Here is a 13,998-nt window from a genome sequence, read left to right on the forward strand (position 1 = left end):
TGCTCGAGCGGCTCGGCCCGAGCGTCCTGACGCCGCTCAGCACCCGGCCCGAGCTGTTCTCACGGATCCGGCGGGTCGGCCGCGACCTCGAGCACTTCCTCGTCGAGCAGAACTCGTTCCACTCGCCGGTGCCGCGCTCGGTCGTGCGCTACACGGCGGACATGCTCCTCGGCACGCCGCTCGACGTCGTCAACGACTACATCAAGACCTTCGACGGGTTCGACAAGCGTCCGGCCCTCGCCGCCTTCCGGCACGCCATCGTGCTCGTCTTCAACGGCCGCGAGGACATCCTGACGCCGCCCTCGCACAGCGAGCTCATCGTCGAGGCGATCCCGGGTGCCGAGCACGTCGTCGTCAACGACGCCGGCCACGTCATCATGCTCGAGCACCCCGACCTGCTGAACGCGCAGCTCGTCGCCCTCGTCGAGCAGTCGGCGCGCGCCCGCGCCGAGGAGCTCCCCGTGGAGCGCCAGCCCCGGGTGCGCCGCATCGTCACCGACGTCGCCAAGACGCGCCGGCAGCGTCGCCTCGAACAGCAGGCCGACGACCTCGTCCGCCTGCAGCGCCGACGCGGCAGGCGCGGCCGGGCGGCTCGCCCGGCGCGCGAGGGCTGAGTCGTGGCGGCCACGGCGACGCTGACCTGGCGGTCGACCGAGGACACCCAGGCGTTCGGACGCCGGCTCGGGCGCCTCCTGTGCGGCGGTGACCTCCTCGTCCTCACCGGCGACCTCGGCGCCGGCAAGACGACCCTGACCCAGGGCATCGCCGAGGGGCTGGGGGTGCGCGGCCCGATCACCTCGCCGACGTTCGTCATCGCCCGGGTCCATCCCTCGCTCGTCGGTGGCCCGGCCCTCGTGCACGTCGACGCCTACCGTCTCGGCAGCGCGATCGAGCTGGACGACCTCGACCTCGACGCAGACCTCGAGGCGAGCGTCACCGTGGTCGAGTGGGGAGCCGGCCTGGCCGAGCAGCTGAGCGACGAGCGGCTCGAGCTGACGCTGACCGGTGACGACGTGCGCACGGTGCGCATCGACGGCGTCGGCTCGCGCTGGGACGCGGTGCTCGAGGACCTCGCCCACGACCCCACCGCCTCTTCATGAGTGCGGGCACGCCTCGGATAGCCTGACGCGCGTGCTCCTGCTCGCCATCGACACCTCGACGACGGCCATCACCGTCGCCCTGCACGACGGGTCGTCGGTCCTGGCCCGGGCCACGACCCTCGACGCGCGAGCCCACGCCGAGCACCTCGCCCCCGGGATCCGGTCGGTCCTCGCCGACGTGGACGCCGCACCGGCCGACGTCACGCACGTCGTCGTCGGCATCGGCCCGGGCCCGTTCACCGGGCTGCGCGTCGGGATCGTCACCGGGCGCACCTTCGGCTTCGCGCTCGGGCTGCCGGTGCGCGGACTGACGAGCCTCGACGCCATCGCGCACGAGGCGTGGCTCGGCGGGCGTCGTGGCGACCTGCTCGTCGCGACCGACGCCCGCCGCAAGGAGGTCTACGCCGCGCGGTACGCGCTGGACGACGCCGGTGCCATCCGCGTCCTCGACCCGGTCGTCGCTCGCGCGGGAGACCTCGAGCCCGACCTGCGCGACCTGCCGGCGGCCGGACGCGGTCCGCTGCTCTACCCCGACGCGCTCCCCGGCGCCGTCGAGCCGCTCGACGTCGATGCCGGCGCGCTCGCCGACCTCGCGGTGCGACGCCTCGGAGCCGGTGGCGCGACGACGCCCGCGTCCGGTGCAGCCACCCTGCAGCTCGTCGACCCCGGGGACGGCTTCGACGGTCTCGAGCCGCTCTACCTGCGCCGTCCCGACGCCGCTCCGGCCGCCCCCTCGACCAAGTCGACGCTCGGGTGAGCGCCGTGGCGACACCGGGCCCGGTCCCCGCCCAGGGCGTCATCCTGCGCGAGCTCGAGTGGACCGACCTGCCGACGCTGGCCGCGCTGGAGGAGCAGCTGTTCGCCGACGACGCGTGGTCCCCGCAGACGTGGTGGTCCGAGCTCGCCGCCCGGCCGCGCCGCGAGTACGTCGTCGCGCTCGATGCCGGTGGCGCCGTCGCCGGGTACGCCGGCCTCGACCTCGCCGGCGAGACCGCCGATGTCATGACCGTCGCCACGGCGCCGACCCACCAGGCGCGCGGCGTCGGCCGGCTCCTGCTCGAGGAGCTGCTCCGACGCGCCCGCGCCCACGGCGTCGAGGCGGTCCTGCTCGAGGTGCGCGCCGACAACGACGCCGCCCGCCGCCTCTACGACCGCGCCGGGTTCGAGGTCATCTCGGTCCGCCGCCGCTACTACCAGCCCGGAGGCGTCGACGCCCTCGTCATGCGCCTCCTGCTCGGGAAGGAGACCCATGGCTGACGAGCCGCTCGTCCTCGGCATCGAGACGTCCTGCGACGAGACCGGGGTCGGGATCGTCCACGGCCAGACGCTGCTCGTCGACACCGTCGCCAGCAGCGTCGACGAGCACGCGCGCTTCGGCGGTGTCGTACCGGAGGTCGCGAGCCGCGCGCACCTCGAGGCGATGGTCCCGACGATCGAGCGCGCGTGCCGCGAGGCGGGCGTCACGCTGCGCGACCTCGACGCCATCGCGGTCACCAGCGGGCCCGGCCTCGCCGGTGCGCTCCTCGTCGGCGTCGCGTCGGCCAAGGCGCTGGCCGTCGCCCTCGACAGGCCGATCTACGGCGTCAACCACCTCGCCTCGCACGTCGCCGTCGACATCGTCGAGCACGGCCCGCTGCCCGAGCCGACGATGGCGATGCTCGTCTCGGGCGGGCACTCCTCCCTGCTGCTCGTGCCCGACGTCACGGGTGACGTCCGCTCGCTGGGTGCGACGATGGACGACGCTGCGGGGGAGGCCTTCGACAAGGTGGCCCGCGTCCTCGGGCTGCCGTTCCCGGGCGGACCGCACGTCGACCGGGTCGCGCGCGAGGGCAACCGCGTCGCCATCGACTTCCCGCGCGGACTGACGACCGGGCGCGACCTCGAGCGGCACCGGTTCGACTTCTCCTTCTCGGGCCTCAAGACCGCCGTCGCACGGTGGGTCGAGACGCGTCAGCGCGCGGGGGAGGCGATACCCGTGGCCGACGTCGCGGCCAGCTTCCAGGAGGCCGTCGTCGACGTCCTGACCCGCAAGGCGCTGCTCGCGTGCAAGGACAACGACGTCGACCACCTCCTCATCGGCGGCGGCGTCGCCGCCAACTCGCGCCTGCGGGCCCTCGCTGAGGAGCGCTGCGCCAGGGCCGGGGTGACGCTGCGGGTGCCGCGTCCGGGCCTGTGCACCGACAACGGCGCGATGGTCGCAGCGCTCGGGGCGCAGATGGTGGCCAAGGGACGTGCGCCGAGCGACCTCGGGCTGCCGACCGACTCCTCGATGCCCGTCGAGGCGGTCAGCGCCTGAGAGCGGCCGCGCGCCCCGTCAGTCGCAGCGGGCCAGCCCCATCCGGACCTTGAGGTCGACGACCCGGGTCGCGGCGGCCTGCACCTTCGCCGCGAACCCGGGGTCCGCCGCGATGGCCGCCTTGAGGGCCCGGTGCATCGCGCCGACCGTCGAGGGTCGCGCGGTGAGGACGATGTCGCCGCCGGCTGCGACGAAACGCGTCGCACGCTCGCCGGTCGGCACGGCGGCGACGGCCTTCGCGGCGCCGACGTCGTCGGTGATGACGACGCCGTCGTAGCCGAGGCGGCCCCGCAACAGGTCGGTGACCACGGCCCGGGAGAACATGGCGTTCGTCCCGGGGTCGATGCGGCTGTAGATCGCCGAGCCGACCATGACGAGGTCGGCGCCGGCGCGGATGCCCGACTCGAACGGCTCGAGGTAGGGGTCGTCCGTGGTCGTCGTGCCGTCGGTGATACCGGTGGCGGTCACGTCGGTGTTGCCGGTGATGCGGCCGAGGCCGGGAAAGTGCTTGACGGTGGCGGCGACGTCCCCGGCCCGCATGCCGCGCACGAACGCGGCGACCATCCGCGCGTTGGTGGCCGGGTCGTCGGAGAACTCGCGCCCGTACCGGCCGATCGGCTGGTTGGCGCGGCCGACCGAGTCGGGCACGGTGTCGGCGACCGGGGCGAGGTTGACGTTGACGCCGGCGGCGGCCAGCTGCCGGGCCCAGCGCGCGGCGTCGGCCTCGAGGCCCGTGGCGCCGTCCCGGGTCTGGTCGAGGGCCGAGGGGATGGTGCTGAAGCCCTCGCCCTGCAGCTGCTGCACGGCGCCGCCCTCCTGGTCGGCGGCGACGAGCAGGCCCAGCCCGGCCGTGGCGGGTCCGGCGAGCGAGGCGAGGTGGCGGGTCGTGGCCTCGACGTGGGCGGCCCCGGCGTGCCACCCGCCGAGGAGGATGACGCCGCCGAGGTGGCGGGCCTGGACGAGCGCGTCGAGGCTCGTGCGGTCCGCATCGGCGTCGAGGCCGACCATGATGAGCTGTCCGGCGCGCTGGGTCGCGCTCATCCCGTCCACGATGCGCTCGGCGCAGGACCGGGTCGGCGTCGGGGTGGCGGGAGTCGTGGGGGACGTCGTGGCCGGTGAGGTGGCCGGAGCGGTGGACGTGGGTGGCTGCGTCGATGCGCCGGCGGTCGTGCCGGGCGGCGTCGTGCCGGCCGGGGAGGAGGTGGCGGTCGGCCCGGGGGTCGACGAGCACGCCGCGAGGAGGCCCACCGCGGTCACCGCCACGAGGGCGCCGAGCCGTGCCCGGCCGCCTCCACGGGGTCGGCCGCGGCGGGGACGTCGGGGCGCGCGCTCGTTCACCACCCGACCCTAACGCCGACGTCCCACCGGACCCGCGTGGTGTGCGCCCACTCGCCGACGCCGGGCGGCGCCGGCGCGGACGGTACGGTGCCGACGTGACCACCAGCCCCATCCCACCCGTGCCGGTCGTGCTCGACGTCGACACGGGCGTCGACGACGCCTGCGCCCTGCTGCTGGCCGCGCTGCACCCCGCCCTCGAGCTGCGGGCGGTCTCGTGCGTCGGCGGGAACGCACCGGTCGACGACGTCGTGCGCAACACGCTGCTGGTCCTGCAGACCGCGGGGCGGACCGACGTGCCGGTGGCCAGGGGTGCCGACCGGCCGCTGCTCGAGCCGGCCCTGCACGCGCGACACGTGCACGGTGAGGACGGGATGGCCGACCTCGGCTGGCCGGCCCCGACGACACGGCCCGACCCGCGGCACGGCGTCGAGCTGCTGCGCGACGTGTGCCGGGACGCGGCGGCGCAGGGACGTCCGGTGACACTCGTGCCGCTGGCACCCCTGACGAACATCGCGCTGCTGCTGCGCACCTACCCCGACGTCGTGAGCGGCATTGCCGAGATCGTCTTCATGGGCGGCGCGGCCGACGTCGGCAACGCGACGGCCTCGGCCGAGTTCAACGTCTTCCACGACCCGGAGGCCGCCGCGATCGTCCTCGACGCCGCCGCCGAGCTCGGCATCCGCGTCACCATGTACGGCCTCGACGTGTTCTACGCGCCCGTCGTGAACCGTGCGGACTCGGCCCGGCTCGTCGCCGTGGGTGGCCGGGGCCCTGCCGAGCTCGGCGGCCGGCTCATGGAGCACCAGCGCGTCCGGCTCGGTGACGCCTCGACGATCGGCGACGCCGGGGCCGTCTGCGCCGTCATCGACCGCGGCGCGCTGCGCACCCGCACGCTCCCGATGCGGGTCGAGCTCGCCGGGACCTGGTCGCGGGGCCGCACCATCGTCGACCGCCGTGAGTGGGAGGATGCCCGCGCGCACGACCCCCACGGCGAGGCACCCGTCCGCGTCGACGTGGCGCTCGGGGTCGACGGCGAGCGCTACGCGCGCCTCTGGGTCGAGACGCTCCTCGCAGCCGAGCAGGTGGAGCAGCCGTGACGGGCCGCGTGGTCGTCCTCGGGTCGCTCAACGTCGACGTCGTGACCCGCGTCGAGCGCCACCCGCTGCCCGGCGAGACGCTGCTCGGCGAGGCCGCGGGTCGGTTCGCCGGGGGCAAGGGCGGCAACCAGGCCCTGGCGGCCAGACGGGCGGGTGCCCGAGTCGTCATGGTCGGCGCGGTCGGGGCCGACGAGGCCGGCGAGGCCTACGTGGCGCGCCTGTCCGCGGCCGGTGTCGAGCCGGCCGTGACCCGGGTGCCCGACGCGCCGACCGGCACCGCGTACATCACCGTCGACGAGGCCGGCGAGAACACGATCGTCGTCGTGCCGGGGGCCAACGAGCGGGTGGCGGACGCGGCGCTCGAGGCGGTGGGGCTGGTCCCGGGCGACGTGCTGCTCTGCTCGCTCGAGGTACCGCTCGACCTCGTCGCCCGGGCTGCGCTCGCAGCGCACCGGGCGGGGGCCAGGGTCGTGCTCAACCTGGCCCCGTACGCCCCGGTGCTGCCCGATGCGGTCGCCGTCGGCGACCCCGTCGTCGTCAACGAGTCGGAGATGCGCCAGCTCGCCGACTCCGACCTCGTGCCCGGCTCGCTGCTCGTCACCTTCGGCGCGGCCGGAGCCCGGTGGGGGCTCGAGCAGGTCGACGGCCTGGCCGTGCCGGCCGGGGAGGTGGTCGACACCGTCGGGGCGGGCGACGCGTTCTGCGGCGCCCTCGCCGCGGCGCTCGCGGCCGGTGCGGACGACCGTTCGGCGCTCGAGGCGGCCAACCGGGCCGGCGCCGACGCGGTGCGGTGGTCCGGGGCCCAGCCGGACGGGGCGCTCTGACCGCTTCGTACCCTTCCGGTTACGTAACCGGAGTGTTACGCTCATCGGGTGAACCGGACGTGGGAGGCGCTGACCGACCCGACGCGTCGGACCATCGTCGAGAACCTCGCGCGGGCCGAGCTGACGGCCGGTGACGTGGCGGCGCTGTTCGACGTCGCTCGGCCCGGCGTCTCGCGGCACCTGCGGGTGCTGCGCGAGGCAGGCGTCGTCGAGGCGCGGCCGGACGGCCAGCGGCGCGTCTACCGGCTCGTGCCCGGTGCGCTCGACGAGGTCGAGCAGTGGTGCCGCGACGTCCGCGCGTTCTGGGGGCAGCGGCTCGACGCCCTCGACACCGAGGTGGCCCGCGGGCAGCGGGCAGCGACGAAGGAGACGTGATGACCGAGCTGACCCGCGTGCTGGGCCGCATCGAGCAGGCGGGCGACACCGTGACCGTGGTGTTCGACCGGCACTACGCGACGACGCCCGCCGACCTGTGGCAGGCGTGCACCGACCCCGCCCGCCTGGCCCGGTGGTTCGCCTCGGTCAGCGGCGACCTGCGCGAGGGCGGCTTCTTCACGATCCACTTCGACGACGCCGACACCCCGCACTGCCGCGTCGTCTCGTGCCAGGCCCCGACGCGCCTGGTCTGGGAGTGGCCGGTCGGCGAGGTCGCCACCCTCGTCACGGTCGCGGTGACGCCGGACGGGGACGGCGCGCGCCTCGTGCTGCGCCACGCCCGCCTCGACGCCGCCCGCGTCGCGGGGTACGCCGCCGGCTGGGACACCTACGTGCGGCGCCTCGCGGCCGACCTCTCGGGCGAGGACCTGCCCGAGTGGGACGCCACCTGGACCGCCCTTCACGCCCGGTACCGGGCAGGCACCTGACGCCGACGGGTCCGTCGACCGCCGAGCTCGGCCCTGCGCTCCCTCCCCGGTCGCACCGGACGGCGCCCGCGCGATCTGCAACGACACGCCTCCGGCCGCGCGTGGACGTCTCCTCTTCGTACGCACTCCGGCGCCTCGTCGGCGTCAGGTCTCCTGGTCCGTGGCAGACCACCGACGAGGAGGCGCAAGAGGCACGGACGAACCGGGCGTGGACGCCCGTGGGATCGGGGCGTCAGGCGGGGGTGACGACGAGCGCGACCTGGCCGCCGGCCACCCGGGTCACGACGAGCGTCGCCTCGGAGCCGCCCTTGCCGCGCCCCGTCATCTTCAGCTGCCGACGCAGCCGGTCCGCGTCGAGGGTGACGCCGCGCTTCTTGACGGTGACCCGGTCGAACCCCTGGTCGCGCAGCCACCGTGCGAGGTGCTTGGTCGACAGCGGCATCGCGGCGTCGACCCGGAAGCGGCGGGCCCACGGCACGTCGACCGCATGGTCGGCACCGACGTAGCCGACGCCCGTCGCGAGCTCCCGCCCGTCGGTCGCGGCGACGAGCGCACCGGTCAGGCCGGCGCGGATGACCGCCCGGTCGGGCTCGTAGAGCCAGGCTCCCACGCGCGACACCGAGGCGACGGGCTCGACGCCCGCCCCGGCCGCCGCGTCGGCCTCGGTGACGACGTGGGTCGACGTCGTGCTGCTCACCGACGCGGTCCGGCCCGGGTGCTGGACGAGCGGCCCCCACCACACGGCGCACTCGAGAACTTCGCCGTGCCAGGAGGTCCACTGGGCCTCGGCCCCGACGGGCAGGGCCCCGTGCGGGAACCCCGGCGACAGCTTCGCACCCGTGGCCGGGACCGCCTCGGCCACGGCGAGCACCTGCTGCCACGAGGGCGAGATGGCATCGAGGGAGAAGACCCGACGCGTCCGGCCGCGGACGTCCGCCACTCCGGTGACGCGTCGGGCCGGGTCGAGCCACACGCCGACCCGCGACGCGTCGGCCACCGTGGGCCTGCCGCCGGGGGAGCCGGGCAGGGCGACGTCCTCCGCGCGGCCGACCTCGACGCGCGCGGCGGGCCAGTGGCGGAGGTTGACCGCGGCGATCCGCGCGGTGGTCTCGTCGGCCTCGACCCCGCGGACCCGCAGGTCCAGGCTGGCGAACGCCATCGCGTCGGCGCCCAGCCCGCACCCGAGGTCCCAGACCTCCTCGAGGCCCGCCGCGACGTACCGGTGGGCGTGCCGGGCCGCGACGCCGAGGCGGGTGGACTGCTCCAGCCCGTCGGCGGTGAAGAGCATCCCCGCCGCGAAGTCGCCGAACTTCTCCGTGCCCCGGGCCCGCAGCCGTGACTGGTTGAGCGCCGCGGCGACGAGGTCGGCGTCGTAACCGGCCTCGCGGAGGCGGGTCTGCAGGTGCAGGGCGGAGGCCTCGTCGTACGGCGGCAGCGACCGGAGCAGGGCCCAACCCTGGCCGGTCGCGAGGCGGTCGACCATCGCCGGGTCCATGCCGCCATCCTGCCAGCCGAGGACACGACACCCGAGTTCTGGCACTCGACTTGACCGAGTGCTAACGGCAAACCTAGATTTGCTCGTGCTGGCACTCTCGGCCTGAAAGTGCCAGCGCCCTCCTCGAGGGAGGTCGACCCCCGCGACGGCGGCCAGCCTCGAAGAGCCCACAGTCCGCAAGTCAACTCCGACTGTCCCGAAGGGAAGGTCACCACCGTGTCGGTTTCCATCAAGCCGCTCGAGGACCGCATCGTCGTCAAGTCCCTCGAGGCCGAGCAGACCACCGCGTCCGGCCTCGTCATCCCCGACACCGCCAAGGAGAAGCCGCAGGAGGGCGAGGTCCTCGCCGTCGGCCCCGGCCGCTTCAACGACAACGGCACCGAGCGCGTCCCGCTCGACGTCAAGGTCGGCGACAAGGTCATCTACAGCAAGTACGGCGGCACCGAGGTCAAGTACGGCGGCGAGGAGTACCTCATCCTCTCCGCGCGCGACGTGCTCGCCGTCGTCGGCTGACCCGACACCCTCAGCCGTGACCGCACCCCGGTGAGCCCCGACCGGGGACTCCCGGGGTGCGTCCGGTTCCCGGCCCCACCAACGCCACCGCAACACCCGAGCCAGAAGGAACACCATGGCCAAGATGCTGGAGTTCGACGACTCCGCCCGTAAGTCCCTCGAGCGCGGCGTCGACGCGCTCGCCAACGCCGTCAAGGTGACGCTCGGCCCCAAGGGCCGCAACGTCGTCATCGACAAGAAGTGGGGCGCCCCCACCATCACCAACGACGGTGTGACGATCGCCCGCGAGGTCGAGCTCGAGGACGCGTACGAGAACCTCGGCGCGCAGCTCGCCAAGGAGGTCGCGACCAAGACCAACGACATCGCCGGTGACGGCACGACGACGGCGACCGTCCTCGCCCAGGCCATGGTCAAGGAGGGCCTGCGCAACGTCACCGCCGGTGCCGCACCGGCCGCCCTGAAGCGCGGTATGGACAAGGCCGTCAGCGCCGTCAACGACGAGCTGCTCAAGCACGCCCGCGACGTCGACGGCAAGGACGAGATCGCCTCCGTCGCGACCCTCTCGGCCCAGGACGCCACCCTCGGCGGCCTCATCGGCGAGGCCTTCGACAAGGTCGGCAAGGACGGCGTCATCACCGTCGAGGAGTCCTCGACGACCGCCACCGAGCTCGAGTTCACCGAGGGCATGCAGTTCGACAAGGGCTACCTCTCGGCGTACTTCGTCACCGACGCCGAGCGCATGGAGACCGTCCTCGAGGACGCCTACGTCCTCATCAACCAGGGCAAGATCTCCGCGGTCGCCGAGGTGCTGCCCGTCCTCGAGAAGGTCGTGCAGTCCGGCAAGCCGCTGCTCATCATCGCCGAGGACGTCGAGGGCGAGGCCCTCTCGACGCTCGTCGTCAACAAGATCCGCGGCACGTTCAACGTCGCCGCCGTAAAGGCTCCCGGCTTCGGCGACCGCCGCAAGGCGATGCTCCAGGACATCGCCGTGCTCACCGGTGGCCAGGTCATCGCCCCCGAGGTCGGGCTCTCGCTCGACCAGGCCGACCTGACCGTCCTCGGCCAGGCCCGCCGCGTCGTCATCACCAAGGACGACACGACCATCATCGACGGTGCGGGCGAGGAGTCCGAGGTCGTCGGCCGCGTCAACCAGATCAAGGCCGAGATCGAGCGCACCGACTCCGACTGGGACCGCGAGAAGCTCCAGGAGCGCCTCGCCAAGCTCGCCGGTGGCGTCTGCGTCATCAAGGTCGGCGCGCACACCGAGGTCGAGCTCAAGGAGAAGAAGCACCGCATCGAGGACGCGATCTCCGCGACGCGTGCCGCGATCGAGGAGGGCATCGTCGCCGGTGGCGGCACCGCCCTCATCCACGCCTCGACCGTCATCGATGGGCTCGGCCTGTCCGGCGACGAGGCCACCGGTGCCGCGATCGTCAAGAAGGCGGTGCAGGAGCCGCTGCGCTGGATCGCCGAGAACGCCGGCCTGCAGGGCTACGTCGTCACCTCCAAGGTGGCCGAGATGGCGATCGGTCAGGGCCTCAACGCCGCGACCGGCGAGTACGGCGACCTCATCGGCGCCGGCGTCATCGACCCGGTCAAGGTGACGCGTTCCGCGCTGCGCAACGCCGCGTCGATCGCCTCGATGATCCTGACGACCGACACGCTCGTCGTCGAGAAGCCCGAGGAGGAGCCGGAGGGCGTCGGCGGCCACGGCCACGGCCACGGTCACTGACCTCACACGCACAGAGAGAGGGCCGCTCCCCTGGGGGAGCGGCCCTCTCCGCGTTCCGGTAGGTCCGGTGGTTGTGTGTCCGGTGGTCCTGCCGGCCCCGGCACGCCGCCTGTCGTGGGGCGGTGCGTCAGGACGCCGCCTGCACCGTGTCGTAGAGCAGCTCGCGCTCACCCTCGGTCAGCCCGCCCCAGACCCCGTAGGGCTCGCGCACCTCGAGGGCGTGCGAGCGGCAGGCCTCCACGACGGGGCAGCCCGCGCAGACGGCCTTGGCCTCGGCGTCGCGGTTGCGCCGGCGCGGACCGCGTTCGCCCTCGGGGTGGAAGAACACGTCGGGGCTGACCCCGCGGCACGCTCCGTCGAGCTGCCAGTCCCAGAGGTCGGCAACCGGTCCCGGCAGGCGGGTGATCTCAGCCATGAACTCGTCTTTCGGGTCGGGCGGGTGGGGCCGCCGGGGCCAACGGGCGGCCGGAGGTTTCCCCATGCAGGGCCGCGCCATCGACGCTAACCGGGCCCGCGACCACGGTTAAAGAGCAGAATCTTCAAGACTTGTTCAAGACTTGCCAACCAGATGGCATGCTCGTCGGGGGACCTCCGCGGCCCCCGGGGCGACGGCCTCTCGAGCGTCCCGGGCGCGGTCCGACCCACTACCATGAGGGCGCTCTGCAGGAGCGCGGACGGGCACGACGACGGCCTCGCGGCCACGACACACGACCATCGGGGGAACGAGGTGCAATGGGTCCGGGACGCTCCCCGTGGGCGCGCGTAACACCGAGCGGCGTCGACGCGATGGACCGGGTGGACGCACGGCCCCTCCGTGACCTCGCGGCGCTCTCCGGCCGCGATCCCCGCGCCCACGAGCTGCTGCTGGCCCGGGTGCGGGAGCTGGCCCTGAAGTACGCCCGTGTCCGCCTCGGCCGGTTCGGTGCCGAGGACACCGCGCAGGACGTCGCCCAGGAGGTGTGCATGGCTGTCATGACGGCCCTGCCGACCTACGAGGAGCGCGGCCTGCCGTTCGAAGCGTTCGTCTACACGATCACCTCGCGCAAGCTGGCCGACGCGCAGCGTGCCGCGATGCGCGGTCCGGCGCCGGTGCCGGAGGTGCCGGACGGCCCCGACGAGGCGCCGACGCCCGAGTCGGTCGCCGTGATGCGCGACCAGGCCGCCGTCGCGATGGAGCTCATGCAGCGGCTGCCGGCCCAGCAGCGCGAGATCCTCATCCTCCGGGTCGCCGTCGGGCTCTCGGCGGACGAGACCGCGGGCGCCCTGGGGATGTCCGCCGGCGCCGTCCGCGTCGCCCAGCACCGGGCGCTCGGCAAGCTGCGCACCCTCGTCGCCGAGGCCGAGGCGGGTGACGTGGCATGACCGACCTGTACCCGATCGACGACCTCGTCGCCGACGACCTGCTCCTCGACCGCATCGGCGCGCGCGGTGCCGACCCCGGCGAGCCCGTGGCCGTCCTGCTCGGTGCCCTCGCGGCGCACGCCGACACCGCGCTGCCCGGGCGCACGGCGCACCGAGGCCGACGCACCCGGCACCGCTACCTCGGCGCCTTCGCCGCGCTCGCCATCGCCGCGTCCGGCGCGGGTGTCGCGGCAGCGGTCTCGCTGCCGGACCGCGGCCCGAGCCACGCCGACCACGTCCGGGTCCTGCAGGAGATGGAGGACAGCGCGCGCAGCTCCGCGCCGAGCGGCCTGTTCTCGAGGCTCGGTCTGCCGCAGACGGCCGGCACGACCGCGGCCCGCAACCTCGTCCTGGTCCGGCGGGCGGACGGGGCCATCGTCCTGCTCCCGCCCGCTCAGGCCGCGGCGATCGAGGCAGCCGGGGTCCCGGGCGCTCCCGGTGCGGCCTCGCGCCGCACCGGCAACCCGGGTGACGCGGGCCGGGCCGATGCCGCGGGCGGCGCCCAGGGCGGCGCCGGTGCCGGTGGTACGAGCGGCGCCGGCGTCGGCCAGCCGGGCGCCCCGGACGGCCAGGGCGACACCGCCGAGGACGAGAGCCAGGACCCGGCCCAGACCTCGACCGGCGAGGCCACGAAGGCCACGAAGACCACGAAGGCACCCAAGGGCAAGCCGGGGCCCAAGGGCGGCGCCACGGGGACGCCCACCCCCGCGACGTCATCGACCCCGCCGTCCCCGCTGGCCCAGCCGCTGAGCGGCCCGGCACCGAGCGGAACGAGCGGAGCGAGCGGGACGAGCGCAGGCGGCACCGGTGGTGCGGCGCGCCCCTCGGCCGTGCCGACGGCGCCCGTCCCGCCGGCCACGCCCCTCACCGGCCGCCCGAGCCCGACCGGTCGCGGCACGGGCTCCGGGTCCGGCACGGACGCCTCGGCCGCAGCGGTGGCCGGCGCCGGCGAGGCGCTGGCCCTCGTCGACGAGACGGTGACCGCGCTCCGCGACCTGCTCGGAACCGACGCGGCCCCCGCGGCGCCGGCTCTCTGACCGCCGGCGCGCCCCCCGCTCGGGGTGGGGGTGGAACCCGTCATCGCGTCAGGCGAGGTGTCCGGGAGGGCGTACGGGAGGGCGACCGGGAGACGGCCGGGAGGGCGTCCGGAGGGGCCTGTCGCAGCCTTTAGACTTGGCCAATGAGTCTCGGATCGTCTGATGTGCCGGCCCCGTTCGCCCAGATGGGCCTGACCTACGACGACGTGCTCCTGCTGCCGGGGTACAGCGACCTCGCCCCCACCGACATCGACACGACGACGCGCCTGACGCGCGAGCTGTCCATCCGCACGCCCCTCATC

At 74.6% G+C, this 13,998-nt stretch carries 18 protein-coding genes; 15 read left to right on the plus strand and 3 right to left on the minus strand.

From position 1 onward, the window contains the following. From ACPYOM_RS15830 to tsaD, 5 genes are all read left to right on the plus strand, one after another. A partial coding sequence (locus ACPYOM_RS15830) for an alpha/beta fold hydrolase (RefSeq protein WP_481346694.1) occupies positions 1 to 614 on the plus strand: 614 nt, incomplete at its 5' end. 3 nt (positions 615 to 617) lie between these two features. Further along, positions 618 to 1,100 carry a tRNA (adenosine(37)-N6)-threonylcarbamoyltransferase complex ATPase subunit type 1 TsaE gene (tsaE, locus tag ACPYOM_RS15835; RefSeq protein WP_481341775.1) on the plus strand — a complete coding sequence of 161 codons (483 nt, stop codon included), beginning with the start codon at positions 618 to 620 and terminating at the stop codon, positions 1,098 to 1,100. 31 nt (positions 1,101 to 1,131) lie between these two features. Beyond that, entirely contained in the window at positions 1,132 to 1,857 is a 726-nt protein-coding gene (gene tsaB, locus ACPYOM_RS15840) for a tRNA (adenosine(37)-N6)-threonylcarbamoyltransferase complex dimerization subunit type 1 TsaB (RefSeq protein WP_481346695.1), read from the plus strand. 5 nt (positions 1,858 to 1,862) lie between these two features. Beyond that, positions 1,863 to 2,357, plus strand: coding sequence for a ribosomal protein S18-alanine N-acetyltransferase (rimI, locus tag ACPYOM_RS15845; RefSeq protein ID WP_481346696.1), 495 nt, complete (start codon positions 1,863 to 1,865; stop codon positions 2,355 to 2,357). Then, positions 2,350 to 3,396, plus strand: coding sequence for a tRNA (adenosine(37)-N6)-threonylcarbamoyltransferase complex transferase subunit TsaD (tsaD, locus tag ACPYOM_RS15850; RefSeq protein WP_481341778.1), 1,047 nt, complete (start codon positions 2,350 to 2,352; stop codon positions 3,394 to 3,396). Before rimI ends, tsaD begins: the two co-directional genes overlap by 8 nt. Before the next feature lie 18 nt (positions 3,397 to 3,414). Here the strand turns inward: tsaD and ACPYOM_RS15855 are convergent, their stop codons facing one another. Then, positions 3,415 to 4,437 carry a glycoside hydrolase family 3 N-terminal domain-containing protein gene (locus ACPYOM_RS15855; protein ID WP_481346697.1) on the minus strand — a complete coding sequence of 341 codons (1,023 nt, stop codon included), beginning with the start codon at positions 4,435 to 4,437 and terminating at the stop codon, positions 3,415 to 3,417. On the opposite strand from ACPYOM_RS15855, the gene ACPYOM_RS15860 reads away from it, so the two are divergent. From ACPYOM_RS15860 to ACPYOM_RS15880, 5 genes are all read left to right on the plus strand, one after another. Continuing rightward, positions 4,406 to 4,747 (plus strand): hypothetical protein, encoded by a 342-nt coding sequence (locus ACPYOM_RS15860; protein WP_481346698.1) that lies wholly within the window; start codon positions 4,406 to 4,408, stop codon positions 4,745 to 4,747. The two genes, ACPYOM_RS15855 and ACPYOM_RS15860, sit on opposite strands and share 32 nt — an antisense overlap. Before the next feature lie 82 nt (positions 4,748 to 4,829). Continuing rightward, positions 4,830 to 5,831: a nucleoside hydrolase gene (locus ACPYOM_RS15865; protein ID WP_481346699.1), complete on the plus strand. Its 1,002-nt coding sequence runs from the start codon at positions 4,830 to 4,832 to the stop codon at positions 5,829 to 5,831. Beyond that, positions 5,828 to 6,655 carry a PfkB family carbohydrate kinase gene (locus tag ACPYOM_RS15870; RefSeq protein ID WP_481346700.1) on the plus strand — a complete coding sequence of 276 codons (828 nt, stop codon included), beginning with the start codon at positions 5,828 to 5,830 and terminating at the stop codon, positions 6,653 to 6,655. The genes ACPYOM_RS15865 and ACPYOM_RS15870 overlap by 4 nt, the downstream gene beginning before the upstream one ends. A gap of 48 nt (positions 6,656 to 6,703) precedes the next feature. After that, complete coding sequence (locus ACPYOM_RS15875) at positions 6,704 to 7,030, plus strand: ArsR/SmtB family transcription factor (RefSeq protein ID WP_481346701.1); 327 nt, start codon at positions 6,704 to 6,706, stop codon at positions 7,028 to 7,030. Beyond that, positions 7,030 to 7,518: an SRPBCC family protein gene (locus ACPYOM_RS15880; protein ID WP_481346702.1), complete on the plus strand. Its 489-nt coding sequence runs from the start codon at positions 7,030 to 7,032 to the stop codon at positions 7,516 to 7,518. Before ACPYOM_RS15875 ends, ACPYOM_RS15880 begins: the two co-directional genes overlap by 1 nt. Positions 7,519 to 7,750: 232 nt before the next feature. On the opposite strand, the gene ACPYOM_RS15885 is transcribed toward ACPYOM_RS15880, so the two are convergent. Further along, entirely contained in the window at positions 7,751 to 9,013 is a 1,263-nt protein-coding gene (locus ACPYOM_RS15885; RefSeq protein WP_481346703.1) for a THUMP-like domain-containing protein, read from the minus strand. Between the two features lie 216 nt (positions 9,014 to 9,229). Here ACPYOM_RS15885 and groES point away from each other — a divergent pair, with 216 nt between their 5' ends. Next, entirely contained in the window at positions 9,230 to 9,526 is a 297-nt protein-coding gene (groES, locus tag ACPYOM_RS15890) for a co-chaperone GroES (RefSeq protein WP_481341785.1), read from the plus strand. Between the two features lie 115 nt (positions 9,527 to 9,641). Continuing rightward, entirely contained in the window at positions 9,642 to 11,258 is a 1,617-nt protein-coding gene (groL, locus tag ACPYOM_RS15895; RefSeq protein WP_481341786.1) for a chaperonin GroEL, read from the plus strand. A 127-nt stretch (positions 11,259 to 11,385) separates the two neighbouring features. Here groL and ACPYOM_RS15900 read toward each other — a convergent pair whose 3' ends face one another. Next, positions 11,386 to 11,673: a WhiB family transcriptional regulator gene (locus ACPYOM_RS15900; RefSeq protein WP_481346704.1), complete on the minus strand. Its 288-nt coding sequence runs from the start codon at positions 11,671 to 11,673 to the stop codon at positions 11,386 to 11,388. Between the two features lie 317 nt (positions 11,674 to 11,990). On the opposite strand from ACPYOM_RS15900, the gene ACPYOM_RS15905 reads away from it, so the two are divergent. The 3 genes from ACPYOM_RS15905 to ACPYOM_RS15915 all read left to right on the plus strand — a co-directional run. Beyond that, entirely contained in the window at positions 11,991 to 12,620 is a 630-nt protein-coding gene (locus ACPYOM_RS15905; protein ID WP_481346705.1) for a sigma-70 family RNA polymerase sigma factor, read from the plus strand. Continuing rightward, complete coding sequence (locus tag ACPYOM_RS15910) at positions 12,617 to 13,696, plus strand: hypothetical protein (protein WP_481346706.1); 1,080 nt, start codon at positions 12,617 to 12,619, stop codon at positions 13,694 to 13,696. Before ACPYOM_RS15905 ends, ACPYOM_RS15910 begins: the two co-directional genes overlap by 4 nt. Before the next feature lie 143 nt (positions 13,697 to 13,839). After that, positions 13,840 to 13,998 (plus strand): IMP dehydrogenase (locus ACPYOM_RS15915; RefSeq protein WP_481346707.1); only part of this gene is annotated, 159 nt, incomplete at its 3' end.

The sequence above is a fragment of the Monashia sp. HAY1-2A genome (genome assembly GCF_056755315.1).